General features: G+C 71.6%; 25 protein-coding genes and 1 tRNA gene. 10 read left to right on the top strand and 16 right to left on the bottom strand.

The window, feature by feature from the left end; translation table 11 throughout:
- Window positions 1–33: 33 nt before the first annotated feature.
- On the bottom strand, window positions 34–702 hold the full coding sequence (locus tag ACZ4E1_RS00415) for an HAD-IA family hydrolase (RefSeq protein ID WP_467534428.1): 669 nt from the start codon (window positions 700–702) through the stop codon (window positions 34–36).
- 355 nt (window positions 703–1,057) lie between these two features.
- Here ACZ4E1_RS00415 and ACZ4E1_RS00410 point away from each other — a divergent pair, with 355 nt between their 5' ends.
- The 3 genes from ACZ4E1_RS00410 to ACZ4E1_RS00400 all read left to right on the top strand — a co-directional run bounded on the left by ACZ4E1_RS00410 (window position 1,058) and on the right by ACZ4E1_RS00400 (window position 4,021).
- Window positions 1,058–1,708, top strand: a complete 651-nt coding sequence (locus ACZ4E1_RS00410; RefSeq protein ID WP_467534426.1) for an HNH endonuclease family protein — start codon at window positions 1,058–1,060, stop codon at window positions 1,706–1,708.
- 103 nt (window positions 1,709–1,811) lie between these two features.
- On the top strand, window positions 1,812–3,458 hold the full coding sequence (locus tag ACZ4E1_RS00405) for an alkaline phosphatase D family protein (protein ID WP_467534423.1): 1,647 nt from the start codon (window positions 1,812–1,814) through the stop codon (window positions 3,456–3,458).
- 110 nt (window positions 3,459–3,568) lie between these two features.
- Entirely contained in the window at window positions 3,569–4,021 is a 453-nt protein-coding gene (locus ACZ4E1_RS00400; RefSeq protein WP_467534421.1) for a DoxX family protein, read from the top strand.
- Window positions 4,022–4,084: 63 nt separating this feature from the next.
- Here the strand turns inward: ACZ4E1_RS00400 and ACZ4E1_RS00395 are convergent, their stop codons facing one another.
- On the bottom strand, window positions 4,085–4,639 hold the full coding sequence (locus tag ACZ4E1_RS00395) for a superoxide dismutase family protein (RefSeq protein WP_467535372.1): 555 nt from the start codon (window positions 4,637–4,639) through the stop codon (window positions 4,085–4,087).
- Window positions 4,640–4,886: 247 nt separating this feature from the next.
- On the opposite strand from ACZ4E1_RS00395, the gene ACZ4E1_RS00390 reads away from it, so the two are divergent.
- The gene (locus tag ACZ4E1_RS00390) at window positions 4,887–5,516 is read left to right on the top strand and encodes a DedA family protein (protein ID WP_467534418.1); all 630 of its coding nucleotides are present in this window, start codon (window positions 4,887–4,889) and stop codon (window positions 5,514–5,516) included.
- Here ACZ4E1_RS00390 and ACZ4E1_RS00385 read toward each other — a convergent pair.
- Window positions 5,504–5,749, bottom strand: coding sequence for a DUF2277 domain-containing protein (locus tag ACZ4E1_RS00385; RefSeq protein ID WP_467534416.1), 246 nt, complete (start codon window positions 5,747–5,749; stop codon window positions 5,504–5,506). The two genes, ACZ4E1_RS00390 and ACZ4E1_RS00385, sit on opposite strands and share 13 nt — an antisense overlap.
- Before the next feature lie 106 nt (window positions 5,750–5,855).
- On the opposite strand from ACZ4E1_RS00385, the gene ACZ4E1_RS00380 reads away from it, so the two are divergent.
- On the top strand, window positions 5,856–6,221 hold the full coding sequence (locus tag ACZ4E1_RS00380) for a hypothetical protein (protein ID WP_467534415.1): 366 nt from the start codon (window positions 5,856–5,858) through the stop codon (window positions 6,219–6,221).
- Window positions 6,222–6,302: 81 nt separating this feature from the next.
- On the opposite strand, the gene ACZ4E1_RS00375 is transcribed toward ACZ4E1_RS00380, so the two are convergent.
- A tRNA-Val gene (locus tag ACZ4E1_RS00375) sits at window positions 6,303–6,374 on the bottom strand.
- A gap of 214 nt (window positions 6,375–6,588) precedes the next feature.
- Between ACZ4E1_RS00375 and ACZ4E1_RS00370 the strand changes: the two genes are divergently transcribed.
- The 3 genes from ACZ4E1_RS00370 (at window position 6,589) to ACZ4E1_RS00360 (ending at window position 9,451) form a co-directional block, all read left to right on the top strand.
- Entirely contained in the window at window positions 6,589–7,371 is a 783-nt protein-coding gene (locus ACZ4E1_RS00370) for a DUF4097 family beta strand repeat-containing protein (protein ID WP_467534413.1), read from the top strand.
- Between the two features lie 116 nt (window positions 7,372–7,487).
- On the top strand, window positions 7,488–8,846 hold the full coding sequence (locus ACZ4E1_RS00365; RefSeq protein WP_467534411.1) for a hypothetical protein: 1,359 nt from the start codon (window positions 7,488–7,490) through the stop codon (window positions 8,844–8,846).
- A 92-nt stretch (window positions 8,847–8,938) separates the two neighbouring features.
- The gene (locus ACZ4E1_RS00360) at window positions 8,939–9,451 is read left to right on the top strand and encodes a DUF4383 domain-containing protein (RefSeq protein WP_467534409.1); all 513 of its coding nucleotides are present in this window, start codon (window positions 8,939–8,941) and stop codon (window positions 9,449–9,451) included.
- 178 nt (window positions 9,452–9,629) lie between these two features.
- Here ACZ4E1_RS00360 and ACZ4E1_RS00355 read toward each other — a convergent pair whose 3' ends face one another.
- The 4 genes from ACZ4E1_RS00355 to ACZ4E1_RS00340 form a co-directional block, all read right to left on the bottom strand.
- Window positions 9,630–9,848, bottom strand: coding sequence for an FmdB family zinc ribbon protein (locus tag ACZ4E1_RS00355; RefSeq protein WP_467534407.1), 219 nt, complete (start codon window positions 9,846–9,848; stop codon window positions 9,630–9,632).
- Between the two features lie 497 nt (window positions 9,849–10,345).
- Complete coding sequence (locus ACZ4E1_RS00350) at window positions 10,346–11,077, bottom strand: HAD family hydrolase (protein WP_467535371.1); 732 nt, start codon at window positions 11,075–11,077, stop codon at window positions 10,346–10,348.
- A gap of 74 nt (window positions 11,078–11,151) precedes the next feature.
- The gene (locus ACZ4E1_RS00345; RefSeq protein WP_467534406.1) at window positions 11,152–13,632 is read right to left on the bottom strand and encodes a phosphoribosyltransferase; all 2,481 of its coding nucleotides are present in this window, start codon (window positions 13,630–13,632) and stop codon (window positions 11,152–11,154) included.
- Window positions 13,629–14,804, bottom strand: coding sequence for an HpcH/HpaI aldolase/citrate lyase family protein (locus ACZ4E1_RS00340; protein WP_467534405.1), 1,176 nt, complete (start codon window positions 14,802–14,804; stop codon window positions 13,629–13,631). The genes ACZ4E1_RS00345 and ACZ4E1_RS00340 overlap by 4 nt, the downstream gene beginning before the upstream one ends.
- A 253-nt stretch (window positions 14,805–15,057) precedes the next feature.
- On the opposite strand from ACZ4E1_RS00340, the gene ACZ4E1_RS00335 reads away from it, so the two are divergent.
- On the top strand, window positions 15,058–15,909 hold the full coding sequence (locus ACZ4E1_RS00335) for a TerD family protein (protein ID WP_467534403.1): 852 nt from the start codon (window positions 15,058–15,060) through the stop codon (window positions 15,907–15,909).
- Window positions 15,910–15,924: 15 nt separating this feature from the next.
- Here the strand turns inward: ACZ4E1_RS00335 and ACZ4E1_RS00330 are convergent, their stop codons facing one another.
- The 6 genes from ACZ4E1_RS00330 to ACZ4E1_RS00305 all read right to left on the bottom strand — a co-directional run bounded on the left by ACZ4E1_RS00330 (window position 15,925) and on the right by ACZ4E1_RS00305 (window position 20,434).
- A complete protein-coding gene (locus ACZ4E1_RS00330) occupies window positions 15,925–16,674 on the bottom strand; it encodes a TerD family protein (protein ID WP_467534401.1) in 750 nt (249 codons plus the stop codon).
- Between the two features lie 106 nt (window positions 16,675–16,780).
- Window positions 16,781–17,920: a DUF475 domain-containing protein gene (locus ACZ4E1_RS00325; protein WP_399125962.1), complete on the bottom strand. Its 1,140-nt coding sequence runs from the start codon at window positions 17,918–17,920 to the stop codon at window positions 16,781–16,783.
- A 70-nt stretch (window positions 17,921–17,990) separates the two neighbouring features.
- Window positions 17,991–18,566 carry a TerD family protein gene (locus tag ACZ4E1_RS00320; protein WP_467534398.1) on the bottom strand — a complete coding sequence of 192 codons (576 nt, stop codon included), beginning with the start codon at window positions 18,564–18,566 and terminating at the stop codon, window positions 17,991–17,993.
- Window positions 18,567–18,666: 100 nt separating this feature from the next.
- The gene (locus tag ACZ4E1_RS00315) at window positions 18,667–19,242 is read right to left on the bottom strand and encodes a TerD family protein (RefSeq protein WP_188339142.1); all 576 of its coding nucleotides are present in this window, start codon (window positions 19,240–19,242) and stop codon (window positions 18,667–18,669) included.
- A gap of 142 nt (window positions 19,243–19,384) precedes the next feature.
- Window positions 19,385–19,843 carry a peroxiredoxin gene (locus tag ACZ4E1_RS00310; protein ID WP_188339141.1) on the bottom strand — a complete coding sequence of 153 codons (459 nt, stop codon included), beginning with the start codon at window positions 19,841–19,843 and terminating at the stop codon, window positions 19,385–19,387.
- Between the two features lie 159 nt (window positions 19,844–20,002).
- Window positions 20,003–20,434, bottom strand: a complete 432-nt coding sequence (locus ACZ4E1_RS00305; RefSeq protein WP_188339140.1) for a DUF3052 domain-containing protein — start codon at window positions 20,432–20,434, stop codon at window positions 20,003–20,005.
- Window positions 20,435–20,787: 353 nt separating this feature from the next.
- On the opposite strand from ACZ4E1_RS00305, the gene aceE reads away from it, so the two are divergent.
- Window positions 20,788–23,535 (top strand): pyruvate dehydrogenase (acetyl-transferring), homodimeric type, encoded by a 2,748-nt coding sequence (gene aceE, locus ACZ4E1_RS00300; protein WP_467534396.1) that lies wholly within the window; start codon window positions 20,788–20,790, stop codon window positions 23,533–23,535.
- Between the two features lie 188 nt (window positions 23,536–23,723).
- On the opposite strand, the gene ACZ4E1_RS00295 is transcribed toward aceE, so the two are convergent.
- Window positions 23,724–24,101 carry a peptidase inhibitor family I36 protein gene (locus ACZ4E1_RS00295; RefSeq protein ID WP_467534395.1) on the bottom strand — a complete coding sequence of 126 codons (378 nt, stop codon included), beginning with the start codon at window positions 24,099–24,101 and terminating at the stop codon, window positions 23,724–23,726.
- Between the two features lie 144 nt (window positions 24,102–24,245).
- Window positions 24,246–25,862, bottom strand: a complete 1,617-nt coding sequence (locus ACZ4E1_RS00290; protein ID WP_467534394.1) for an MFS transporter — start codon at window positions 25,860–25,862, stop codon at window positions 24,246–24,248.
- Window positions 25,863–25,961 lie beyond the last annotated feature (99 nt).

Here is a 25,961-nt window from a genome sequence, read left to right as displayed (position 1 = left end):
GCGCGCCCGGCGCCCCGACACCCCATTTTTTTCTCAGCCCACGTGCAGCAGGATCTCCCCGTCGGCGCCTGCCTCGACGCGTACGGAGGTCAGGTCGTCGACCTGGACGGTGGGGCCGTGCTCGGCGGCCCGGGGTCCGATCCCGACGACCCGCATGCCGGCGGCGAGGCCCGCCGCGATGCCCGCGCCGGAGTCCTCGAAGACGACGCAGTCGGCGGGGTCGACGCCCAGCTCGGCGGCGCCCTTGAGGAAGCCCTCGGGGTCGGGCTTGCTGGCGCCCACGCTCTCGGCGGTCACCCGGACCGCCGGGTAGGGCAGGCCCGCGGCGGCCATCCGGCCGGTCGACAGGGCGACGTCGGCCGAGGTGACCAGGGCGTGCGGGAGGTGGCCGGTGATCAGCGCGTCGAGGAAGACGGCCGCGCCCGGCACGGGCACGACGCCGTCCATGTCGGCGGTCTCCTCGGCGAGCATGCGGGCGTTGTCCGCGTGGTTCTCGGCCATGGGGCGGTCGGGCAGCAGCAGCGCCATCGACGCGTAGCCCTGGCGGCCGTGCACGACCCGCATGACCTGGTCCGGGTCGAGCCCGTGACCGGCGGCCCAGCGGAGCCAGCAGCGTTCGACGACGGCATCGGAGTTGACGAGGGTGCCGTCCATGTCGAGCAGCAGGGCGCGTGCGGACAGAACGGTGGGCGTGGCCGTCATCGGGGGGCTCCAGGGAACGGAGGCGGGGGTGCGGGTCCAAAGCGGGCCCCGCCCGCCGGTCAGGGAGACGGGCGGGAACCACTTTGTTCCCCCACGGTACAAAGCGGGCCCGGGATATCCAAATCCGCCCCGATCAGGGCGCCCGCCGGGGTACGGAAACCCGCCCGACCAGCCATGACGGCGCCCCACCCGGCACCGGGATCCCAACTGGCCGCAGGGCGGGCCTGATTGACCCCTTGTCGAACCGCCCACTTGACGCGACCCTGTCACCCAATGGACGCCCATCCGCAACCCCACTCGGCCACCATCCGAACCGACCGGCGTCCGAACGGCCCCCCACACCCAGGGAGTTCACATGCCCAGCCGCACCTTCTACGCGCGTCGACGCAAGGCCCTGATCACCGCCGGAGCAGCGACCGCCCTCCTCACGGCGCTGACCGCCACCCCCGCGCAGGCGTCCCCGCCCACCCCCGTCAGCGCCGCCACCGCCCGCACCTACCTCTCCGAACTGACCGTCAAGGCCGAGGGATCGAGCGACGGCTACAGCCGCGACAAGTTCCCTCACTGGATCACCCAGTCCGGCACCTGCAACACCCGCGAGGTCGTCCTCAAGCGTGACGGCACGAACGTCGTCACCGACTCCAACTGTGCGGCCACCTCGGGCCGTTGGTACTCGGAGTACGACGGCGCCACCTGGACCGCCGCCTCGGACCTGGACATCGACCACGTCGTCCCGCTGTCCGAGGCCTGGAAGTCCGGCGCCAGCTCCTGGACGACGGCGCAGCGCCAGGGCTTCGCCAACGACCTGACCCGCCCCCAGCTCATCGCGGTCACCGACAACGTGAACCAGTCCAAGGGCGACCAGGACCCGGCCGAGTGGATGCCCTCGCGCACCGCGTACACCTGCACCTACCTGCGCATGTGGGTCCAGGTGAAGCACTACTACAACCTCACGGTCGACTCGGCGGAGAAGAGCGCGATCCAGTCCGGCCTCAGCGGCTGCTGACCGCCGCCGGGACGAGAAATCCCGGAACCGCAGGGCCCGCCTCCGGCGTTCCAGTGCTACAAAGCGCGGCGGGGAATGCCGGAGGACGAGCGGAGGCGATCACGTGGCGGGACTGCGCCTGGGCCCATTGCTGCGGTACGTGGACGAGGACACGGCGACGGTCTGGGTGGAGACGGCCCGGCCGGCGCTCGCCGAGGTCCGCTGCGCGGACGGCGCGTGGGGCAGCGCCCGCACGTTCCAGGTCGAGGGGCACCACTACGCCCTGATACCGGTCACGGGTCTCATCCCGGGCGGCGAGACCTCGTACGAGGTGCGGGTCGACGGCCGCCGCGTCTGGCCCGAGCCGGACTCTCCCTTCCCCGCGAGCACCATCCGCACCCCGGACCACGGCGCCCCCTCGCCCGCCCCCTTCCGCGTCACGTTCGGCTCCTGCCGCTGGGCCGCGCCGCCCGCCGGCGGCCACGACCCGGCGGGGCCGGACGCCCTGGACACGCTCGCGGCGCACCTCGCCGCCGATCCCGGGGCCGACCGCCCCGACGTCCTCGTCCTGCTCGGCGACCAGGTCTACGCGGACGAGACGTCCCCGGCGACGCGCGCCTGGCTGGCCCGCCGCCGCGAGCTCGCGGACCCGCCGGGAGCGCAGGTCGCGGACTACGAGGAGTACACCCACCTCTACTACGAGTCCTGGCGCGACCCCGAGGTGCGCTGGCTGCTCTCCACCGTGCCCAGTTGCATGATCTTCGACGATCACGACCTGATCGATGATTGGAACACGAGCGCGGCCTGGCTCGCCGACCTGCGCGCGACCCCGTGGTGGCGCGAGCGGCTGCTGAGCGGGCTGATGTCGTACTGGGTGTACCAGCATCTGGGGAACCTGACGCCCGCCGAGCTCGCCGCCGACCCCTTGTACGAGGAGGTGCGAGCGACGCCGGACGGGACGGACGCGCTGCGTGCCTTCGCCGCGCGGGCCGACGCCGATCCGGCGCACGTCCGCTGGAGCTACCGGCGCGATTTCGGCCGCACCCGGCTGCTGATGGTCGACACCCGCGCCGCCCGCGTCCTCGACGAGCCGCACCGGGCCATGCTCGACCCGGACGAGGCCGGCTGGCTGCGTGACCAGGCCCTCGACACCGGCCAGGACTGCGACCACCTGCTGATCGGCACGTCCCTGCCGTGGCTGCTGCCGCATCTGATCCACGACGTGGAGCGGTGGAACGCGGCGCAGTGCTCGGGCGAACGCGGCCCGCGCCGGGCCCGGTTCGGGGAGTCGTTGCGGCGGCGGGCCGACCTGGAGCACTGGGCGGCGTTCCCCGACTCGTTCGACGCGCTGACGGAGCTGATCGCCGAGGCCGGCTCGGGCCCGGCGGCCCCGGCGACGGTCTGCGTCCTGTCCGGGGACGTGCACCACGCCTACGTCGCCGAGCCGCACTGGCCCGAGGACTTCCCGGCGGGCGTGCCCAGCGCCCGCGTCGTGCAGCTGACCTGCTCCCCCGTGCACAACTCGATCCCCGCCTCGATCCGGCTGGGCTTCCGGCTGGGCTGGAGCCGGCCCGCCCGCGCCCTGGGCGCACGGCTCGCCCGGCGCCTGCGCGCGAGCGGATCCGGAATCGACTGGCGGCGCACGGGCGGCCCCTGGTTCGGGAACCAGCTGATGACGCTGACCCTGCGGGCACGGGCCGCCGAGCTGACCCTCGATCAGGCGGACGCGCGGCGCGGACTGACACGCGTCACCGAACGGAACCTGAGCTGAAGCCCTCCGGAACGGCGAGCGAGGCGCCGGGTTTGGCTAAATGTTGAACTTGCAAGTTCAAGTAAGGTTCCCCTAATCTCTGGGCTCCCCCAACATGAGGAGTCCCCACCATGACTGGACGTCTGAACAGCGCCCAGCCCTACGCCCTCGGCCTGTTCCGCATAGTCGTCGGCCTGCTCTTCGCCTGCCACGGCACCGCTTCCCTCTTCGGCTACCCCGAGAGCCCGATGGGCGGAGCCGCTCCCGCCGTCGGCGCCTGGCCGGGCTGGTACGCCGGAGTCATCGAGATCGTCTGCGGCGCCCTCGTCCTGATCGGCCTCGGCACCCGCGCGGCCGCCTTCCTGGCCTCCGGTGCGATGGCCTACGCCTACTTCGACGTCCACCAGTCGATGGCCCTGTGGCCGATCGCCAACGGCGGCGACGCCGCGGCGCTCTTCTGCTGGGCGATGCTGCTCCTCGTCTTCACCGGCTCGGGCGCCCTCGGCCTGGACCGGCTGTTCGCGGCGCGCGGTGCGCGCACGTCCGGGGAGCAGAGCCCCGAGCGCGAGAAGGTCGCGGCCTGACCGCCTCCCGCACCCCACGCACCACCCGCTCCACTCGCTCCATCCGCACGACGCGTCCGGCCGTCAGGTCAGCGACGCGAAGGGCACCGTGAAGCAGGCCACGCGGTTCCCCGCCCCGCCGGGCGCGTCGTGCAGCACCACCGAATTGGCCTCGCCCCGGCGCAGCCCCCACGCCTTGTGCACGACGGCCCGTCCGTCGCCCGCCCGGTCGGTGGTGAAGTCCAGCCAGAGCTCGTTCGCGGCGTCCGCCCGCCCCGGGTCCTCCTCGTGCCGATAGTGGCCGCCCGCCGCCTCCGGGTCGGCCCCGCAGGGCTCACGGTGGACGTGCGCCCCGTAGGCGCGGCCCGGCTCAAGACCCTCGACGGCGAGCCGTACGGTCATGTCGCCCCGGCCGCCCTCCTGCTCGACCTCGATCGACGCGCCCGGCGGGACGAGCCGGTCGTCGTAGGTGACCGCGGCCGACGGCACGAACGCCGTCGGCGGCGCGAAGCGCGCCTCGACGCGCAGCCAGTACGCGTCCGATCCGCCGCCGCCCGGCGCACCGCTGCTCGCACCGCCTGCGCCGCCCGCCGCCAGCACGGCCGCCGCGAGGACGCCGCTCACCATTCCTGTGACCATCACCGGTTCCTCCTCGTACCCCCCGCATCCCTGGTCCGTTGGTACGGGACACCGGCCTTCGGCGCCCGGTCCGACACGGCGATCGAGTGAACGTGACGTGGGGAACATCTGTACCCCTTGCGTCACTTCAGCAACACTCGAGGCGTACGCTGTACAGCTGTCATCAGCCGCTCCCAGCCCGGAGGAACGGTCGGAGGAACATCACGAAAACGGTCGTACGGGTCGACGTACGGGGAGTGGACACGCGGTGTTGGAGAGTGTGGGGTCGCTGACCGGCAGTCCCTGGATCTACGTGATCGTCGCCGTCTCGGTCCTCTGCGACGTCTTCCTGCCGGTGCTGCCGAGCGGCGTCCTCGTGATCACCGCGGCGACCGCGGCGGCGGCCGGTACGGGCGCGGCCACCGGGGAGGTCCCGCACGGGGTGCCCGATCTGCTGGCGCTCACGCTGAGCGCGGCGACCGCCTCCGTCCTCGGCGACCTCGTCGCCTACCGGCTGGCCTGGCGCGGCGGCGACCGCCTCGACCGCGCCATCGCCCGCTCCCGCCGGCTGTCCACCGCGCAGGAACGTCTCGGCGGGGCGCTCGGCCGCTCCAGCGGCGGACTGCTCGTGATCATCGCCCGGTTCGCGCCCGCGGGCCGCTCGGTGGTCTCCTTCGCGGCCGGCACGGCGCACCGCCGGGTCCGCGAGTTCCTGCCCTGGTCCGCCCTGGCGGGCTTCGCCTGGGCCGCGTACAGCGTCGCGCTCGGCTACTTCGGGGCGCACTGGCTCGGCGCGGGCTGGATGTCCACGCTGGTCTCGCTGCTCGCCCTGGTGGGCGCGGGCTTCGTCGCCGCCTACGTGATGCGCCGCCCGGCCCCGCGGGCTCAGGAGGCCTGAGCGGCCTCGGCGGGCCTCGGGTGCGCGCCGCGTACCTCCAGGTTGTCGAGCAGGGCGGCGGTGGCGCGGGCGATCTCGTCCACGGCGCGGTCGAACACCTCGCGGTTGTGCGCGGCCGGGGCCCGGAAGCCGGACACCTTGCGCACGTACTGGAGGGCGGCGGCCCTGATCTCGTCCTCGGTCGCCTCTTCGGGCTGGGCGGGCGGGCGGAGCGTCTTGATGCTGCGGCACATGTCTTCAGTCTGACGCGCCGGGGAGCGCCTGTCAGACGTACACACGTTCGCGTGAACCGGGCCGAGTCGCTCGCTTCACTAAATCGAACAGACGTACCATTGGCGGGTGGCAGCGAACGATGACTCCGCCCCCGACTTCGACTACCCGAGCGATCTCCTCGCCGGTCAGGAGGAGCTGCACCAGGTCCGGGCCGATCTCCAGGCCCTCCTCAAGCGGCTCCCCTGGTCCGTGGAGCCCCTCGACGCCGTGAACGACACCCAGGGCTGGCGCAAGCTGGAGCGCCCGGCCTCCCCGGGCTGGACCGGCGACGAGCAGGCGGAGGTCGAGAAGCTCCGGCAGCGCGAGCTGGAGCTGGCCGTCTTCGTGACGTGCCACCGCTACTGGTCCGGGCTCAGCGGCACCGAGGCGGTCCGCGCCCGCGCCCGCCTCAAGCACCTCCACGAGCGCCCCGGCACGGACGAGCCCGGCTGACCGAGGCCCGTTCTCGCCCCGAGCACGACGAAAGCCCCCTCACCGGCCGTGGTGAGAGGGCTTCGTACGAAGGGGAACCGGTGGGCGCGGACGGTTTCGAACCGCCGACATCCTGCTTGTAAGGCAGGCGCTCTACCCCTGAGCTACGCACCCGGCAGCCTGGCGCTGTGACCAGGACGAGCCGACAGCCTACCTTGCCGACGGCCGTGCCCCGCAAACCCGTGGCGGGCCGGTCCGCTGCGGGGGTTTACCCCACCCGGGATCCGGTGGCCGGCCGGATCCCGCCCCGGCCGCTCCCCCCGTACGTTCATGACGGGCCGGACGCCGAGGCGGCCCGCACCAGCCGTCGCCCCAGGGGGAGTTCACCATGACCGTCCGCCGTCCGCACCGCACCGCCCGCGTGCTCGCCGTCACCGCCACCACCGCCGCCCTCGCGGCCGGCGTGACGGCCTGCGGTGCCGACGCCCGCGACGACACCCGGCCCGAACACCGCTCCTTCGCCCTCCAGGGCCGCACCCTCACCGTCGACTCCGACGACTCCGCGCTCGACCTCGTCCCCGCCGACGGCGACGAGGTGAAGGTCACCCGGTGGTTCCAGGGCTCCACCGTGATCGGCTCCGATCCGAGGACCACCTGGCACTGGGACGGCGGCGCGGACCGGCTGACGCTGCGCCTCGACTGCTCCGGCTTCATCGCCGACTGCTCGGCCCGGCACCGCGTCGAGGTGCCGCGCGGCGTCAGGGTCGTCGTACGGGACGACGACGGCAGCGTGCGCGCCACCGGCTTCCGGCACGGCCTCGACATCACCGCGCAGGACGGCTCGGTCCGGATCGCGGACAGCGCCGGGCCGCTGCGGGTGCGCACCGACGACGGCTCCGTGAAGGCCACCGGCGTCGACGCCCGCCAGGTGTCCGTGCGCACCCAGGACGGCTCGGCGGACCTGGACCTGCGCACCGTGCCCGACCGGGTCGACGCCGTCAGCGACGACGGATCGGTCGATCTGGCGCTGCCCGGATCGGCCGCCTACCAGGTGAGCTCGCACGCGGACGACGGCTCGGTCCGGGTGTCCGTGCCGCGCGACGCCGACAGCGCGCACCGGGTCACGGTCCGCACCAAGGACGGAAAAGTCACGCTCCGAACCGCGAACTAACCGGGCCGTGTGTTCGTCATTAACCGGTGGGAGAATGAACACCGGTCAAGGCTGGCGACGGGCACGGGAGAGGTCAGAGGTTGGTGACGACGGCGACGACGAAGCGTCCCCGAGGGGTGCGTGGCCTTGTCGTCCGGCGCCCCGTCCCCGCGTCCCCCTGGCGGGACCTCCTCACCCTGACCCTGCTGCCGGTGCCCCTGCTGGCCGCCGCCGTCACCGCGTCGTTCCACGCGGGCGGCACGCGCCGCTGGTTCGGCGGCCGTTCGGAGAGCCAGCGGGCCGAGGCGCAGGCCGCCAAGGACGCGGCCGCCGCGGCGTTCTACGAGCTGGACACCGCCCAGCGCGACCTGCGGATCTCCATCGAGACCATCACGGCGGTCGACGACTCCCCCGCCGCCCGCCGCGCCGTCGCCGACTTCCAGCAGCTCGGCGCCCGCATCGACGAGGCCAGCGGGCGGTACATCACCGCGGTCGACGCGCATGACCTGGACCGGGACGACCTGGAGGCCTCCGTCGCCGCCCGGGCCCGGGGCGAACTGGCGCGGGCGAAGGACGACTTGGTCCAGGTCAAGCGGGACCTCGACCGGTTCGCGCAGGGGCTCGGCCCGCTGCTCGGCAAGGCCGAGACCCAACTGGCCCGGCTCGCGCCCGCCGTGGAGCGCGCCCGCCAGGCCCTGCTCGCGGCGACGAACGCGCTGGACGCGGTCCGGCAGGCCGGGCTCAAGGCCGACGACCTCGCGGCCCGGCTCGCCGCCCTCGGCCCCGAGCTGACGAAGCTCAACCAGGGGGCGGGACAGCACGGCGTGCCCGAGACCCTGGAGCGGGCCGAGCGGGTCGCCCGGGACGCCGAGGCGGTGCGCGCGGAGGCGCAGCGGCTGCCCGAGAAGGCCGCCGAGATCGACCGCAGGCTCGTCTCGCTGCGCACCCGGGCGCAGGCCCTGACCACCCGGGCCGGGCAGGTCGAGCCGATCCTGAGCGAGCTGCGGCGCCGGTTCGCCGCCGCGTGCTGGCAGGACCTCCAGCGCGTCCCGGAGCTCGCCGCGGAGAACGTGAAGCAGGCCGAGACCAAGCTCGCCGAGGCCCGCACGGCCCGCGACGAGCAGCGCTGGCCGGACGCCACGTCCCGGCTCTCCACGGTCCGCGCCCTGCTCAACACGACGGACGAGTCGGTGTCCGCCGCCTCCGACCGGCTGCGGCGGCTGAACGCGGTGGCGAAGGACCCGCAGCAGGAGATCGACCGCACCCGGTTCGCGATCCGGGACGCGCAGCGCCTCGCGATGGCGGGCCGCGCCACGCCCGATCCGCGGCACGCCCGCCCGCTGGACGACTCCGTGGCCCGGCTCGACCGGGCCGTCGCCGGCCTGGAGGGCCGCCACCCCGACTACTGGCACTTCCTGACCGAGACGGAGGCGGTGCGGCAGACCGTCGCCCGCGTCGTCGCCCAGATCCGGGACGACCGCGGCGGGGCCGCCTGACCTGCGCGTCCCCTCGGCCGCCGACGATGTTGGCACTCGCCGTGCGGCGGGCGGATCCTTGGAGTACGTACGCGCGAGGAGGCGAGGCGATCATGGCGGCCACGCAAGTACTCCACCCACGATCCCGGCGGCGCGTCAGGCTGGACGAGCACCTGCCCGTCGATCACCGGCTCAGCCAGGTCTACCGTGCCGGGGCGGGGCTCATGGGTCTCGTCCTGCTGGCCTTCGGCATCCTCGGCCTCATCGACAAGATCGGCTTCTTCGACACGGGCGGTGACACCGTCGCCGGGCTGAACACGAACGGTGCGCTCAGCGTGCTGTCCATCTGTGTCGGCCTGCTGCTGTTCGTCGGCATGGTCGTGGGCGGCAACTTCGCGTCGACCCTGAACATGACGCTGGGCGTCCTGTTCATCCTCAGCGGCTTCGTGAACCTGGCCCTGCTCGACACCGGTGCGAACTTCCTGGCGTTCAAGATGCAGAACGTGCTGTTCAGCTTTGTCGTCGGGCTGCTGCTGATGTTCTTCGGCATGTACGGGCGGGTCAGCGGGGGCCTGCCGCACGACAACCCGTACTGGCAGGCCCGCCATCGGCGCGACGAGCTCTAGGGCGTGTGTCGAAAGTCCCGTCGTCCGCCCGAAGGGCGGGCCCCGCGGTGTCCGGTGCGTGCGATCGCAAGGCGCCGGAGCGTCCTCATAGCGGAGCTATCAGGTCGTTTCGGCAACGCCGCGAGCGTGCGCACCGGACACCGCGGGGCAGGCGGGACTTTCGACACACGCCCTAGGCCTAGCCGCAGCAGCCGCCTCCGCAGCAACCGCCGCCTCCGGATGCGGGCGCGGGGGCTGCGGCGCGGCCGGCGCCGCCGGTCATCGCGACGGTCGACAGGAGCTTGACCGTGTCCGAGTGGCCCGCGGGGCAGCTCGCCGGAGCGGACGACTCAGCCATCGGCCGAGCCATCTCGAACAGCTCCCCACACTCCCGGCACCGGTATTCATAACGAGGCATGCGGACAGCCTACGGCGTTGGGGGGTGCGCTCCTGGTGCCGTCACGTGGGACGGCGCCCCGGCCGCGCGTGCGGTCGGCCGCCTGGGGCGACGCGGGTGGGCAGGGCGGCACCGGCACCCGGGCGCCGGGTACGCACTCGGTCAGCCTCCGCCACAACGCCGTTGGGGCCGACCGCCGTCGCCGACCACCGCGCCGTCGTGCCTGATCGCGCAGTTCCCCGCGCCCCTGAAGGGCACACTCCGTACGCCCCAGGGCCGGGGTTGGTCGCGCCCCGCGACGGAGTCGCTGACGGGTACAGGCCCGCGCCCCCTCGCGGGGCACACCTGCCCCGGCTTGATCGCCCCGCGGCGGAACCGCCGACCCACCCCATCCCGCACCCCGGTGCCGGGCCGACGCCCCCGGAGGGGGCGGGTGGGTGGGAGCGGGGCTCGGGCAACGGGCCGCGCCCGGCGCCGAGTACGGCGATTACGGGGCCGCACCCCGTGCCGGGGTGGGGTCAGAGGGCGTTCAGGAACGCGCGGAGGATCGTCTCGCCCGCCAGGACGCCGCGGTCCGGGAGGGCCGTCACGCCGGGGCCCGTCCAGCCCAGGTCGGCCAGTTCGCCGTGGCCGGGGCGCCAGCCCAGGTCCACCGCGCCGAGCAGATCCGCGTCCAGCAGCGAGTCACCGGCGCCGAGCACCCGACCGGCGCCGACCCGCCGGGCGACCTCCCGTACGGCCGCGCCCTTGGTGAGCGGCTTCGGCACGGCGTACACCTTGCGGCCCTGCAGGGACACGGACCAGCCCAGCTCGTCCGCCCACGCCCCGAGTTCCTTGACCCAGCCCTCGGGCAGCCGCGCCCGGTCCACGACCAGGTACGCGAACAGGTCCTCAGCGACCCGCTCCTTCAGCAGCCACTCCGGATCCGCGGCGGCGACCATCCGCTCCCGCACCTCGCCGAGCGGCGCGCACTCGTCCGCCAGCCGCTCCCCCACGGCCGCCCGCCAGTCCGGGTCGGACACCCCGTCGACCAGCAGATGCCCGCCGTTCGCCGTGATCGCGTACTTCGGTACGGGTCCCGGCAGCCGGATCCGCCCGTACTGCTCCCGCGTCCGCGTCGTCGTCGGGACGAACACGGACCGCCGGCCCAGCTCGACGAGCAGTTGGGCGGCGTCCTCCGTGACGTAGGACAGGGGCTTGCTCTCGTAGACCTCGACGCAGAGCAGGCGCGGGGCCCGTGCGTCGGGCATCGTGAGCCCGAGGGCCCCGGCCGAGTAGATCAACGTACGGTCGAGGTCGCTCGCGACGACAGACACACCCGTGCTCACTTGGCTGCCACCGCCTTGCCGTCCGCGCCCGTCGCCCCGCGCGTGAACCGCGGGTGGATCAACCCGACGCAGCTGTACGGCAGTTCGTCCACGATCTCGACGGGGACGCCGCGCTGCTCCGCGAGGAGGCGGACGTGGTCGAGGTCCGCTCCGGCGTCCGCGCGGGCCAGGATCTTCCACGGCACGCGGCGCAGCAGCACCCGGGTCGTCTCGCCGACGCCGGGCTTGACCAGGTTCACGTCGTGGATGCCGTACTCCTCGCTGATCCGCTCGACGGCGGCCCAGCCCTCCCAGGTGGGCTCCCGGTCGGCCCCGAGGAGCTCCTTGACGGCCACGTCCACCGCGTCCGCAACCTCGTCGAAGCGTCCGGCGACCGTGTCCAGGAAGGCCCCGGAGACATCCGCGTCCGCCAGCTCGCGGTAGAACTTCGCGCCGTGGAAGTCGTCCGGTCCGACGAGGTCCGCGCGCAGCACCGTGCGCGATATCAGCCCGGAGACCGTCGAGTTGAGGCAGGCGGAGGGGATGAGGAAGTCCTCGCGGGTGCCGTAGGTGCGCACGCAGGAGCCGGGGTCGGCGAGCACCGCGATCTCCGGGTCGAAGCCGGCCGCGCCGCCGGACGCCTCGAACTCCCGTATCGCGGCGGCGAGTTCGCGGGTGATGGCGCCCTTGCCGGTCCAGCCGTCGACGAACACGATGTCGCGCGGGTCGTGGTGGGCGGCGAGCCAGCGCAGCGCGTTGGCGTCGATGCCGCGGCCGCGGACGATGGAGACGGCGTAGTGCGGCAGGTCGAGGTCGTGGCGGTGCGCGGCCCAGCGGCGCATGAGCACGCCGACCGGCGTGCCGGCGCGGGCCAGCGAGACGAGGACGGGGCGGCGGCCCGAGCGCTCGGCGAGCACGGTCTCGGTGACGACGCCGACGGCCCGCGCGATCCGCTCGGCGGAGGTGTCGAGCGCGGCGTGGAACAGCTCCTGGTACTGCTCGCTGGGCTGGTACTCGACCGGCAGCGACTCCGCGTAGTGCGCGCCGCCGCTCTGGATGGCCTCCTCGCGCTCCTCGGTGGGCGCCTCCAGGGTCACGTCCGAGAGGTCCTGGAGCAGCCAGCCGACCTCGTCCGGGGCGTACGAGGAGAAGTCGGGGCCGCGCAGCGGCTCGGGCAGGGGCATGGCGGGCCTTTCGGGCGCGTCCGCGCGGGCGGGCACGTAGGAGGGGATGACGACGACCACGACGCGGGCGACGTGCTCGGCGACCCGGTCGAGGAGGCCTCCGGGCGCGCTCAGCTCGGGGGTGTCACCGGCCGAGTCGAGGCAGACGACGGCGGTGTCGAAGCCGCCGCCCGCCACGTTGTACGCGAAGCGGTCGCCGGGGCCGTCGGCCGGGGCGTCGTGCGCGGGGAAGACGAGGCGGGTGCGGATCGCGTAGCCGCGGTCGTCGACGGCGAGGACGGGCGAGCGGGTGGTGGTGGAGTACGCGAGGTCGGCGCCGGTGTCCTCCAGGGCGGTGGCCAGGCGCAGCGGGGCGTACATCAGCTCCTCGTTGCCGAGGACGAGGGTGCGGCCCTCGATGTGCGGGGCGATGCGCGCGGCCATGGCGGGCAGCGCGGCCTCCAGGGCGGTGCGGTGGGCGGGCGTGAAGCCGTGCCGGCCGCCGTCGGGCACACCGGCCGGCCAGCCGAGCCCGGTGACGCGGACGATCTCGCCGCGCTCGGGCCGGGCCGGGGGCGGAGCGGCGCCCTCGTGCTCCTCTACGAGCGCCCGGCCCTTCTCCAGCACTCCGTCGGGCAGGGTGACCGTGCCGCGCGCGGCGACGACGAGGTCGACGCGGGCGCCGATCTCGGCGGCGAACGTGTCGAGGCGGCCCTGGTCGCCGGGCGAGCGCATGTCGACGAGCGCGACGATGACGTAGTGGTCGCGGGCGTGCAGCTCGTGGAGGGCGCGGATCGTGTTCAGCACCGTGTTGCCCGTGGAGAACTCGTCGTCGACGAGGACGAGCGGTCCGTCGCCGGCGAGGAGGGCGGGGTCCTCGGGGAGCAGCAGGTGCGAGGTGGCGTGGGAGTGGGACTCCTCGAAGCCGCCGGCGCGGGCGACGCCCTCGACGGGGCGGCGCGTGGAGTGCAGGTAGGGGGCCAGCTCGATGCCGTCGGCGACGGCGTGGCCGAGGCCGGTCGCGGTCTCCGCGTAGCCGAGCACGACGGCGCGGGCCGCCTGGGCGTCGCCGAGCAGCTCACGGACCCGTACGCCGAGGTCGTGGCCGCAGGCCCGGACCACGGAGGGGCGCTGCGGGACATGCTTCCCCAGCACGTTCGACACGAGCAGATGGGCTCGCTTGGGGTTGCGGCGCAGCGCGAGGCCGAGCAGCTCCGTCAGTCGCCGCTCGCCGTTCAGCTCGACGCCGAGCCGCTCGGCGACCCAGGTACCCGTCCACACCACGTCGTTCTCGTTCCTTCCGTCGTTCTTCCCGGCGTGCTTCGTACGGCTCATGCGGGCAGGCCCGCCGCGAGGAGTTCGACGAAGCCGACGTCCTCGCGGGCCACGCCGAAGGCCTCGGCGCGCTGGAGCGTGCGCTCGGCCCAGGCGCGGTGCGGCTTCACCTCGTTCATCTTGTTCGTGTACGCGGAGCGCATGACGCCGCCGCCGTCGCGCTCGGGGCGCAGGATGTCGCAGGCGTCGCTGTACTCCTCGTGGCTGACCACGGACAGCGCGTGCACGGGCAGGACGTGCGAGGGGTGGATGCAGGTCTTGCCCTGCAGCCCGTTGGCCCGGTCGAGCTCGATCTCGCGCAGCAGGCCGTCCATGTCGTGCTGGATGAGGGCCTGGCGCAGCTCGTCGGCGCGGACCTCCAGGAAGGGGCTGCGGCGCAGCTGCGGCTTGAACATGCGCTCCTGGTGGCGGAAGTACTCCCAGACGGGTCCGGTCACGGTGAAGCCGGTGCCGTCGGAGCGGCCGAGCCGGTTGACCACGTCGCCGATGACGGAGGCCACGATCTGGACGTCGTACGCGGTCATGTCCGGCGGCCGGCGCAGTCCGTACGCGGAGCAGAAGTCGGTGACGCCGAGGCGCAGGGCGAGGACGCGGTCGCGGTACTTGTCGACGGTGCGGGAGATCCCGGCGAGCGTCTCGGTGCGGGTCTCCAGGTGCAGCAGCTCGGGGGACTCCAGGACCGGCATGGCGAAGAGCCGACGGCCGGTGGCCGCCTCGGCGCCGGTCAGGGCCTCCAGGAAGGGGACGCCGCGCTCCTCGGTGAACTTCGGCAGCACGAATCCGGACAGCAGCGCGACGGACGGGCCGAGCCGGTCGGCGAGCGTGGTGATCTGCTCGGGCGTGCGGACCCTGATGAAGAGCAGCGGGGGTTCGGCGGCGCCGTCCGTGACGCGGGTGTGCAGGTCGGCGAACTGGCGGACCAGGTTGTCCTCGGCGCCGGCGACCTCGGCGTCGTCGATCGAGTCCTCCAGGCACAGCACCATGGACACGACCCCGCGCCCGGCCTGCTTGAGCACGTCGTCGGCGAGGCGGGGGCGGGTGGCCGGGCTGTAGAGCGTGGCGCCGAGCGCCGCCGCGAGCAGCCGGGGCGAGGATTGCGCCGAGAAGGCGCGCGGCTCCTCGTGGAACAGCCGGTCCCGCACCTCAGGGGCTATGTGCCCGAAATGACGCATGTGAGTCCCCCGATGATTTCCCGTTGGTGTGATGACTGATGGCAGACATGGAATGCACGGACGGCGCCGAGCGGACAAGAGGTGGCCGGTAATAGTACGTACAAACGTGTGTCAAGGGTTCCCGTGTGCCATGAAATTCAGGTAACCCACGCATGTCGTACACGTCCTTCCGGACAGTGTGTGCAGGGTCGTGCGCAGGCGATGACGGGGCCCCGCATTGTCCGGGCCGGGGCCGGGAGGGCAGGATGACCGCATGACGCACGCGATGCTCAAGGGGGCGAACATCCCGCTCGACGCCACGGCGGTGCGCGCCGTGCTCCGGTGGTCCCCGGGGCAGGACGTGCCGCCGGTGGACGCGTCGGCGCTGCTGCTCGGCCAGGACGGCCGGGTCCGCTCCGACGACGACTTCGTCTTCTACAACCAGCCGCGCCACCCTTCGGGGAAGGTCTGGCGGCTGGGCCAGAAGCGGACCTCCGACGGGATGACGGACACGATCCAGGCTGATCTGGCGGGGATACCCCCGGAGATCTCCCGGGTCCTGCTCACCGCGTCCCCGGACGACGGTGTCAGCTTCGACCAGGTGCCGGGCCTGCGGATGAGCGTGTACGACGCGGGGGCCGGCGAGGGCGCCGAGCCGCTCGCGTACTTCGACATCAGGCCGGAGACGGGCGCCGAGACCGCGCTGATCTGCGCGGAGCTGTACCGGCGGGACGGCGGCTGGCGGCTGCGCGCGGTGGGTGAGGGCTACTCCAGCGGTCTGGTCGGGCTCGCCACCGACTTCGGCATCCTGGTCGACGAGGCCACGGCTCCCGAGCCGGAGCCCGCCCCGCCGGCCTCGGCCACCCCGGTCACCGCCCCGGTGGCGCCGTCGTCCGCCGAGTCCGCGGTCACGGCGCAGGTCCCGCACCAGCCGCCGCCCTCCCCGGCTTTCCCGGTGCCCCCGCAGCAGCCTCCGGGCTACGGGTATCCGCCGGCCCCGGCGACGCAGCCGGCGCCGCCCTCGCAGCCCGCGTACGGCTATCCGCAGCCGGTGGCGGCCTCCGCCGGGGCGCCGGACCCGGCGTTCCGCATGCCGCCGCAGGGCCCCCAGTTCATCGGCCGGTGACCCGGGGCGGGCGCCTCAGGGACGCTCGCCCACCTTGGGCTTGTAGCCCCGGCCCCACTGCAGGCCCCAGCCGTACAGCCGGTCGAGCTCGGACTGGAAGCCGTACACGAACTTCACCTCGCGCCGTACGACGAGGTCGCCCTTGACGTTCTCGATCGAGACGACCGCGCAGGAGCGGGCCTGCGGGGCCCGCTCGTCGAGGCTGATCTCGATGCGCGGCCCGTTGCTCGGGAACAGCGTGACGATGGCGTGGGTACGGTCGAACGCCGGCGTCTGGTCGTAGATGTAGACGAACACCAGCAGGCGTTTGATGGCGTCGCGGTGGTCGAGATTGACGTAGATCGTCTCGCCCGACGCCGAGCCGAACCGGTCGTCGCCGCTGAGTTTCACGTACGGCGGCGCGTTCAGGTCTCCGAAGAAGCCGCCCAGCGGCTGTACGACGCCCTTGTCGCCGTCCTTCAGTTCGTACAGGCAGCCGAGGTCCAGGTCGACGTTGACCATCGACTGGGTGTGCGCCTGGACGACGTCCGGCTTGAACATGCGGGACGGGTGGCGCAGCACGCTGTTCTTCTCGGGCCGGCCGATGTCCGAGGTGCGCATCCGCCAGGAGAGGTTCACGCGCAGGTTGCCGGTCGCGGCGCCCTGCTTGGACAGGGAGACCGCGGGGTGCCGCTTGGTCAGCTCGATCGCGTTGGTCGCCGCGCTGCCCGAGTCGAAGTCGAACTGCGCCGAGCGCCCGCTCCACAACCGGTCCCAGAAGGACATCTCCGCCCCCAGTTTCAGTGGTCCTCCACATGCCGACGGGGCGGCCGCGGAGGACTCGTCCTCGTACGGCCGCCCCGTCCAGAGCGTTCCAGAAATGACCCCCGGGTCAAACCCCGGACGTCACCTCGGCTTTGTCCGGGCTGCCGCCCTCCTCGGCCGCGAGGCGCTTGTTGCGCCGCACGGACGAGAAGAAGGACCAGGCGATCAGGACGACGCCGACGAGGCCGGTGATGACCTCGTTGATCTCGTACTGGATGGTGACGAGCAGGATCACGGCGAGGGCGCCGATCGCGTAGTGCGCGCCGTGCTCCAGGTAGACGTAGTCGTCGAGGGTGCCCTGGCGGACCAGGTAGACCGTGAGCGACCGGACGTACATGGCGCCGATGCCGAGGCCGAGGGCCATCAGCACGATGTCGTTGGTGATGGCGAAGGCGCCGATGACACCGTCGAAGGAGAACGACGCGTCGAGGACCTCGAGGTAGAGGAACATGAAGAACGCGGCCTGTCCGGCCAGCAGCACGGCCGACTTGGGCTTGCCCTCGCGTGCGGCGCGCTCCTCCTCCTCGTGCTCGCGCTCCTCCTCTTCCTCGAGGCGGTTCTCGAAGTAGCCGGAGAGGCCGCCGACGATCAGGTACGTGATGAGGCCGCCGACGCCGGCGAGGAGCACCGTCGCCTGCTTGTCGACGTGGACGCCGCCGTGCTGGTGCGCGTTGAGCGCGACGGTGAGGGAGGCGACGAGCAGGACGATCAGGGCGATGCAGACCGACAGCATGTCGACCTTGCCGAGCTTGGCCAGCGGCCGCTCGATCCAGCGCAGCCACTGGATGTCGCGCTCCTCGAAGATGAAGTCGAGGAAGATCATCAGCAGGAACATGCCACCGAACGAGGCGATCGACGGGTGCGCGTCCGTGACCAGCTGCTGGTAGCGCTCCTTGTCGTCGAAGGCCAGCTGGACCGCGTCGATCGGGCCCAGCTTGGCGCTGATCGCGACGATCACGACGGGGAACACCAGCCGCATGCCGAAGACCGCGATGAGCACACCGACCGTGAGGAAGATCTTCTGCCAGAAGGCGTTCATCTTCTTCAGGACACCGGCGTTGACCACCGCGTTGTCGAAGGACAGAGAGATCTCGAGGACCGCGAGAATCGCGACGACCCCGAACGCCGTCCATCCGTCGTAGAACACCGCCGCGATCAAACCGAGCACGGTGATCGCGAACGACCAGCCGAAGGTTTTCAGAACCACTGACTACCCCATCGTGTGTACGGGTTTCCCCGTGCTGGTTGTACGGGGCTCCCCCGCTCCGCGCACGGCTTTACGAAACATTGACTCCGAAGTCTAGAGCGATGCCCCGCAGCCCGGACGCGTACCCCTGACCGACCGCACGGAACTTCCACTCGCCGCCATAGCGATAGACCTCGCCGAAGATCATCGCCGTCTCCGTGGAAGCGTCCTCGGAAAGGTCGTAGCGCGCCAGTTCCTGACCGTCCGCCTGATTCACCACGCGGATGAACGCATTGCTGACCTGGCCGAAGGTCTGGCCCCTGTTGTCCGCGTCGTGAATGGACACCGGAAAAACGATCTTGTCGCAGCCGGCCGGGACCCGGGAAAGGTCGATGATGATCGACTCGTCGTCGCCCTCGCCCTCACCGGTCAGATTGTCACCGGTGTGCTCGACCGAGCCGTCGGGGCTGGTGAGCTGGTTGTAGAAGATGAACCACTCGTCGCCCATGACGCGGCCGCCGCTGCACATCAGCGCACTGGCGTCCAGGTCGAAGTCGGCTCCCGTGGTGGAACGCGCGTCCCAGCCGAGGCCCACCAGGACCTGGGCCAGATTCGGTGCGGCCTTGGAGAGGGAGACATTGCCCCCCTTGGCGAGCGTGACGCCCATGATCGTGGTCCTCCCCGATGTGGAACGGTGCTGTGGTCGAGCGCGTCCGGCGCCGCACTGCTGGAGTGCGGCGCCGGACGGTGTCTGGTTGGTGGTCCGCTCAGACGTTGACGCCGAAGTCCTGCGCGATACCGCGCAGACCCGAGGCATACCCCTGGCCGACGGCGCGGAACTTCCACTCCGCCCCGTTGCGGTACAGCTCGCCGAAGACCATGGCGGTCTCCGTCGAGGCGTCCTCGGAGAGGTCGTAGCGGGCGATCTCGGCGCCGCCCGTCTGGTTCACGACGCGGATGAACGCGTTGCGCACCTGTCCGAAGGACTGCTGGCGGTTCTCGGCGTCGTAGATCGAGACCGGGAACACGATCTTGTCCACGTCGGCGGGCACGGCCGCGAGGTTGACCTTGACCTGCTCGTCGTCGCCCTCGCCCTCACCGGTCAGGTTGTCACCGGTGTGCTCGACCGAGCCGTCCGCGCTCTTCAGGTTGTTGAAGAACACGAAGTCCTGGTCGTTGCGTACCTTGCCCTCGGCGTTCGTCAGAATGGCGCTGGCGTCGAGGTCGAAGTCCGTACCCGTCGTGGTACGGACGTCCCAACCGAGGCCCACGACGACCGCTGTGAGGCCCGGAGCCTCCTTGCTCAGCGATACGTTGCCGCCCTTGCTGAGGCTGACTCCCACGAGTCCTCCCTGTGGTCTGAGGGGCGGGGAGCCCCCGTAGTACGTCTGGCATCGGATCAACGTCTGGATCCTAGTGAGGGGTTCCCGTACCCCGCGAGAGTTCCCGCAGGGTGTCGCCCCCTCGACCGCGCTCGGGTGCGGCTCAGAGCGCGTCGATCGCCCGGACGTACTCGTTCAGGTCACGGGCGTCGGGCAGCGCGTTGACGACGGTCCACTGGACGACGCCCTCCTTGTCGATGATGAAGGTGCCGCGCACCGCGCAGCCCTTCTCCTCGTCGAAGACGCCGTAGGCGCGGGAGGCCTCGCCGTGCGGCCAGAAGTCGCTGAGCAGCGGGTACTCCAGGCCCTCCTGCTCGGCGAAGACCCGCAGGGAGAACGGGGAGTCGTTGGAGACGGCGAGCAGCTGCACGTCGTCGTTGACGAACTTGGGCAGCTCGTCGCGCAGGGCGCAGAGCTCGCCGGTGCAGACCCCGGTGAAGGCGAACGGGTAGAAGAGCAGCACCACGTTCTTCTCGCCCCGGAAGTCCGAGAGCTTCACGGTCTCGCCGTGCTGGTTCTTGAGCTCGAAGTCCGGAGCCTTGGTGCCGACGGCGATCGCCATGGTGAAGCTTCCTCTCGGTGGGGCTGTTCGGGTGGGTTCAGCGTAGTTGGCGTGGGGTTCGGTGCGTGGCGCGGGCTCCGGGAACGGGTGAGGCCCCCGGGGGCGCGGCGGTGCGCGCCCCCGGGGGCCTTCTCTTCTGGTCCCGTTCTCCGGGACGGTTCAGCGCTTCTTGGCGGCCGCCTTCGGCGTGGCCAGCCGGCTGCCGGTCCAGTCCTTGCCGGCGCTGACGCTCTTGGCGGCGGTGAGGCCGGCGGTGGTGGCGGCCTCCCCGATCTCGCTGGGCTCGACGTAGCCGTCACGGCCCGTCTTCGGCGTCAGGAGCAGGATGGAGCCGCCCTCCTCCATGTACGCGATGGCATCCACCAGCGCATCGGTAAGGTCCCCGTCGTCCTCACGGAACCAGAGCACCACGGCGTCAGCCACGTCGTCGTAGTCCTCGTCGACGAGCTCGGAGCCGATGACTTCCTCGATGCTCTCGCGGAGCTCCTGATCGACGTCGTCGTCGTAGCCGATCTCCTGGACCACCTGGTCGGGCTGGAAACCGAGCCTTTCGGCAAGGTTCTTCTCCGCGTGGTCCGCGGTCGCGCTCACGGATTGCCTCCTGATCATGTTTACGAAAGTTCTTTGGTTGTCCGGGTGTCCCCAGAGCCTCGCGCACGCGCGAAGCGTTGGCCGTAGTCCACACGTGCGCGACGGATCGCGCAAGTACCCGGCCGCCGAGACCGCCTAAACGGTGACGTTCCGGGCGGTCTCACCCCAACCTCAGTCAAGGATCCCCGCCGGTTCGTGATCTATGCCACACCAGCTTGAGCGTATCGTCGTGATTTGTTCGCGGCACCGCGAATACCTCGCGGTAGAGATGACGATTCGGTTTCCAAGGTCCACGATGGACTCGGCGCAAACCGACAGTGGAACAGTGGCATCACCGACAGTGAGGGAACAGCGTGGCTTCCGGATCCGATCGCAACCCGATCATCATTGGCGGTCTTCCCAGCCAGGTCCCGGACTTCGATCCAGAAGAGACCCAGGAGTGGCTCGACTCCCTGGACGCCGCGGTCGACGAACGCGGCCGGGAGCGGGCGCGGTACCTGATGCTCCGGCTGATCGAGCGGGCCCGCGAGAAGCGCGTGGCCGTGCCCGAGATGCGCAGCACGGACTACATCAACACGATCGCGACCAAGGACGAGCCCTACTTCCCCGGCAACGAGGAGATCGAGCGCAAGGTCCTCAACGCGACGCGGTGGAACGCCGCGGTGATGGTGTCCCGCGCGCAGCGCCCGGGGGTGGGCGTCGGCGGCCACATCGCCACCTTCGCGTCCTCGGCCTCCCTGTACGACGTGGGCTTCAACCACTTCTTCCGCGGCAAGGACGAGGGCGACGGCGGCGACCAGGTCTTCTTCCAGGGGCACGCCTCGCCCGGCATCTACGCCCGCGCCTACCTCCTGGACCGGCTCACCGAGGACCAGCTCGACGGCTTCCGCCAGGAGCACTCGAAGGCGCCCAACGGCCTTTCCTCGTACCCGCACCCGCGCCTGATGCCGGACTTCTGGGAGTTCCCGACCGTCTCGATGGGCCTCGGCCCGCTCGGCGCGATCTTCCAGGCCCGGATGAACCGTTACATGGAGGCGCGCGGCATCGCCGACACCTCCAAGTCCCACGTGTGGGCCTTCCTCGGCGACGGCGAGATGGACGAGCCGGAGTCGCTCGGCCAGTTGTCCATCGCGGCCCGCGAGGGGCTCGACAACCTGACCTTCGTCGTCAACTGCAACCTGCAGCGTCTCGACGGCCCGGTGCGCGGCAACGGCAAGATCATCCAGGAGCTGGAGTCGCAGTTCCGCGGCGCCGGATGGAACGTCATCAAGCTGGTCTGGGACCGCAGTTGGGACCCGCTGCTGGCGCAGGACCGCGACGGCACGCTGGTCAACCGGCTCAACACGACGCCGGACGGCCAGTTCCAGACGTACGCCACCGAGACCGGCGCGTACATCCGCGAGCACTTCTTCGGTGACGACCACCGGCTGCGCGCCATGGTCCAGAACATGAGCGACAAGGAGATCCTGCACCTGGGGCGCGGCGGTCACGACCACCGGAAGATCTTCGCCGCGATGACGGCCGCGAAGGAGCACAAGGGGCAGCCGACGGTCATCCTGGCGCAGACCGTCAAGGGCTGGACGCTCGGCCCGAACTTCGAGGGCCGCAACGCGACGCACCAGATGAAGAAGCTCACGGTCGACGACCTGAAGGGCTTCCGCGACCGGCTGCACCTGCCGATCACCGACAAGCAGCTGGAGGACGGCCTGCCGCCGTACTACCACCCGGGCCGCAAGTCGGAGGAGATCCAGTACATGCACGACCGCCGGCAGTCGCTCGGCGGGTACGTGCCGACGCGTGTCGTGCGGGCGAAGCCGCTCCAGCTGCCGGACGACAAGACGTACGCGAACGTGAAGAAGGGCTCGGGCCAGCAGTCCATCGCGACGACCATGGCCTTCGTCCGGCTCCTCAAGGACCTGATGCGGGACAAGGAGATCGGCAAGCGGTTCGTACTGATCGCGCCCGACGAGTACCGCACGTTCGGCATGGACGCGTTCTTCCCGAGCGCGAAGATCTACAACCCGCTCGGGCAGCAGTACGAGTCCGTGGACCGCGAACTGCTGCTCGCGTACAAGGAGTCGCCGACCGGGCAGATGCTGCACGACGGCATCTCGGAGGCGGGCTGCACGGCCTCGCTGATCGCGGCGGGCTCGGCCTACGCGACGCACGGCGAGCCGCTGATCCCGGTCTACGTCTTCTACTCGATGTTCGGCTTCCAGCGCACCGGCGACCAGTTCTGGCAGATGGCCGACCAGCTGTCCCGCGGCTTCGTGCTCGGCGCGACGGCCGGCCGCACCACGCTGACCGGTGAGGGCCTCCAGCACGCGGACGGCCACTCCCAGCTGCTCGCCTCGACCAACCCGGCGTGCGTCGCCTACGACCCGGCGTACGGGTACGAGATCGCGCACATCGTCCAGGACGGTCTGCGCCGCATGTACGGGCCGACGGCCGACGGGAAGCCGGGCGAGGACGTCTTCTACTACCTCACCGTCTACAACGAGCCGATCCAGCAGCCCGCCGAGCCGGACGACGTGGACGTCGAGGGCATCCTCAAGGGCATCCACCGGATCAGCGTCGGCTCCGCCGGCACGATCCCGGCGCAGATCATGGCGTCCGGTGTCGGCGTGCCGTGGGCCCTGGAGGCGCAGCGGATCCTCGCCGAGGAGTGGAACGTGCGGGCCGACGTCTGGTCCGCGACCTCCTGGAACGAGCTGCGGCGCGAGGCCGTCGAGGTGGAGCGGCACAACCTGCTGCACCCGGAGGAGGAGCAGCGCGTCCCGTACGTCACCCAGAAGCTGTCCGGGGCGCAGGGGCCGTTCGTCGCGGTCTCGGACTGGATGCGGTCGGTGCCGGACCAGATCTCGCGCTGGGTGCCGGGCACGTACCAGTCCCTGGGTGCGGACGGGTTCGGGTTCGCCGACACCCGGGGGGCGGCGCGGCGGTACTTCCACATCGACGCGCAGTCCGTCGTCGTGGCGGTGCTCACGGAGCTGGCGCGGGACGGGAAGGTCGACCGGTCTGTTCTGAAGCAGGCGATCGACCGGTATCAGCTGCTGGACGTGGCGGCGGCCGATCCCGGTTCGGCGGGCGGCGACGCGTAGTCCGTTGCCGGGGGCGGGTGCGTGGGGGCTGGTCGCGCGGTTCCCCGCGCCCCTGGAGGTGCGGACTTCGTCCGCTACCTCCATAGGGGCGGTGCCTCATCGAGGAAATGCCGCCCGAAGGGCGTGCATTTCAGGGGCGCGGGGAACTGCGCGACCAGCCCCCACCGGCCGTCAGGTGACCACGAACCTCAGTTCTCCCAGATTTTGAAAGCCCGTACTCGGTACGGGCTTTCGGGCTCGTACGTGCCGGTGCCGGGGTAGGTCTGGAACTCGCCCGTCTCGGCGCACTCGGCGGACTGGTACGTGGTCACGGGGCGCCCCGTGCGGTTGGCGACGGAGGCCGCGCTGACGCCCGCCGGCAGCGCGGTGCAGCTCTCGATGTCGGTGCCGGACAGTTCGTAGACGTGCCGGGCGCCCTTGAAGTCCTGCTTCGCCCAGAGGCAGAGCTCGCCCTTGGCGCAGGCGCCGAGCGTGGGCGGGGCCGCCGCCGTGGCGAGGCGGGGTGTGAGGGCTGTCGCGGCGAGGGCGAGGGCCGAGACGGTCAGCGCGGTCGTGGATGTACGCATGGGTGAACCCCCGTGGTGTGTCGATCGGTTGCCGGGCCGACTCTGGCGGCCTTGATCGACTTCGGGGAAGGGGCCGGCCCGGTGCGTCACCCGGATAAGCGAAAGCCCCCAGGGAGAACCCTGGGGGCTTGACGCGGGGCGCGGTCAGATGTGGGCCGCGCCGGCGCCCGCCTCGGCGTTCTCGCCGCGCTTGGTGAGCAGGGCGACCAGCACCGCGAAGGCGGCGACCGCGGCGGCCACCAGGCAGGCCAGGCCCATCCCGGACATGAACGTGTCGTGCGCGACCTGGGTGATCTGCGCGGCGACCGGCGCCGGGGTGCCCGGCGGGACCGGGGCGACGCCGACCTGGACCGCCTCGGCGACCTGGTCGAGCTGGGCGGGCGCGAGCTCGGGGAGCTTGGCCGCCGCCCAGTTGCCCGGGAGATCGGTGTCGACCTTGGAGGCCATGACGGCGCCGAGGACGGCCGTGCCGAGGCTGCCGCCGATCTGCATCGCGGCCTGCTGGAGTCCGCCGGCGACGCCGGACAGTTCCATCGGCGCGTTGCCCACGATGACCTCGGTGGCGCCGACCATGACCGGGGCGAGGCCGAGGCCGAGCAGGGCGAACCAGACGGACATGACACCGCTGCCGGTGCCCGGCTCCAGCGTCGACATGCCGTACATGGCGATCGCGGTGAGCGCCATGCCGCCGGCGAGCGGGATGCGCGGGCCGGCCTTGGTGATGAGGGCGCCGGCCAGCGGGGAGCCGACGATCATCATGCCGGTGAGCGGCAGCAGGTGCAGGCCGCTGTCGATCGGGCTCATCCCGTGCACGTTCTGGAGGTAGAACGTCACGAAGAACAGGCCGCCCATGAAGGCGATGGCCATGAGGACCATCAGGACCACACCGGCGGACAGGGCCACCGAGCGGAACAGGCCGAGCGGGATGAGCGGCTCGGAGACGAAGTTCTCCCACACCGCGAACAGCAGGAAGCACAGCGCGGAACCGGCGATGAACGCCCAGGTCAGACCGTCGCCCCAGCCCCAGGTCGGGGCCTTGATGAGGGCCCAGACGAGGCAGAACATCGCGCCGGAGAGCAGCAGGATGCCGAGGATGTCGAAGGAGCGCGGCGCGTTCTGCGCGCGGTGGTCGAGCAGGATGAACAGGCCGAGGACGAGGGCGATGGCGCCGACCGGCACGTTGATGAAGAACACCGACTGCCAGCTGACGTGCTCGACGAGCGCACCGCCGAGGACCGGGCCGCCCGCGGTGGAGGCGCCGATGACCATGCCCCAGACGCCGATCGCCATGTTCAGCTTCTCGGCCGGGAACGTGGCGCGCAGCAGGCCGAGCGCGGCGGGCATGAGGAGCGCGCCGAACAGGCCCTGGAAGACGCGGAACGTGATGACGAACGCGATGCTGTCGGACAGCCCGATGGCGCCGGACGCGGCGGCGAAGCCGACCACGCCGATGAGGAAGGTCTGCCGGTGGCCGAAGCGGTCGCCGAGCTTGCCCGCGGTGATCAGGGTGACCGCGAGGGCGAGGAAGTAGCCGTTGGTGATCCACTGGACATCGGCGAAGCTCGCGTCGAGCTTGTCCTTGATGACCGGGTTGGCGATGGCGACGATGGTGCCGTCGAGGGCGACCATCATGACGCCGATCGCGACGGCGAACAGCGTCAGCCAGGGATGCCCCCGCAGCCCCCTGGCCGGTGCGGGGTCCGGCGCCGCGGCGGGTTCCGGTATCCGGTCCGCCTTGTCGATGGTGATCCGACTAGTCATGCCGGACACGCTAGTGACAGCCTCTGACAGTTGACAAAGCATTTCACAAGTCGGTAACTGTCAGCTCGCTCACACTATGCTGAACTGCGAGAACAGCCG

This window comes from Streptomyces sp. NPDC025806 (assembly GCF_055558275.1).
The sequence above is the reverse complement of the archived record's forward strand: the minus strand, read 5'-3'. Positions and strand labels throughout refer to the sequence as shown.

Excerpts from the sequence above, each read along its gene's own strand:
- ACZ4E1_RS00360 (WP_467534409.1), top strand. The coding sequence starts at position 8,939 with ATGGCGGCCACGCAAGTACTCCACCCACGATCCCGGCGGCGCGTCAGG.
- ACZ4E1_RS00290 (WP_467534394.1), bottom strand. The coding sequence starts at position 25,862 with ATGACTAGTCGGATCACCATCGACAAGGCGGACCGGATACCGGAACCC.
- ACZ4E1_RS00310 (WP_188339141.1), bottom strand. The coding sequence starts at position 19,843 with ATGGCGATCGCCGTCGGCACCAAGGCTCCGGACTTCGAGCTCAAGAAC.
- ACZ4E1_RS00410 (WP_467534426.1), top strand. The coding sequence starts at position 1,058 with ATGCCCAGCCGCACCTTCTACGCGCGTCGACGCAAGGCCCTGATCACC.
- ACZ4E1_RS00385 (WP_467534416.1), bottom strand. The coding sequence starts at position 5,749 with ATGTGCCGCAGCATCAAGACGCTCCGCCCGCCCGCCCAGCCCGAAGAG.
- ACZ4E1_RS00320 (WP_467534398.1), bottom strand. The coding sequence starts at position 18,566 with ATGGGCGTCACGCTCGCCAAGGGGGGCAATGTCTCCCTCTCCAAGGCC.
- ACZ4E1_RS00415 (WP_467534428.1), bottom strand. The coding sequence starts at position 702 with ATGACGGCCACGCCCACCGTTCTGTCCGCACGCGCCCTGCTGCTCGAC.
- ACZ4E1_RS00335 (WP_467534403.1), top strand. The coding sequence starts at position 15,058 with ATGACGCACGCGATGCTCAAGGGGGCGAACATCCCGCTCGACGCCACG.
- ACZ4E1_RS00370 (WP_467534413.1), top strand. The coding sequence starts at position 6,589 with ATGACCGTCCGCCGTCCGCACCGCACCGCCCGCGTGCTCGCCGTCACC.
- ACZ4E1_RS00330 (WP_467534401.1), bottom strand. The coding sequence starts at position 16,674 with ATGTCCTTCTGGGACCGGTTGTGGAGCGGGCGCTCGGCGCAGTTCGAC.
- ACZ4E1_RS00340 (WP_467534405.1), bottom strand. The coding sequence starts at position 14,804 with ATGCGTCATTTCGGGCACATAGCCCCTGAGGTGCGGGACCGGCTGTTC.
- ACZ4E1_RS00350 (WP_467535371.1), bottom strand. The coding sequence starts at position 11,077 with ATGCCCGACGCACGGGCCCCGCGCCTGCTCTGCGTCGAGGTCTACGAG.
- ACZ4E1_RS00355 (WP_467534407.1), bottom strand. The coding sequence starts at position 9,848 with ATGCCTCGTTATGAATACCGGTGCCGGGAGTGTGGGGAGCTGTTCGAG.
- ACZ4E1_RS00395 (WP_467535372.1), bottom strand. The coding sequence starts at position 4,639 with ATGGTCACAGGAATGGTGAGCGGCGTCCTCGCGGCGGCCGTGCTGGCG.
- ACZ4E1_RS00295 (WP_467534395.1), bottom strand. The coding sequence starts at position 24,101 with ATGCGTACATCCACGACCGCGCTGACCGTCTCGGCCCTCGCCCTCGCC.
- ACZ4E1_RS00400 (WP_467534421.1), top strand. The coding sequence starts at position 3,569 with ATGACTGGACGTCTGAACAGCGCCCAGCCCTACGCCCTCGGCCTGTTC.
- ACZ4E1_RS00345 (WP_467534406.1), bottom strand. The coding sequence starts at position 13,632 with ATGAGCCGTACGAAGCACGCCGGGAAGAACGACGGAAGGAACGAGAAC.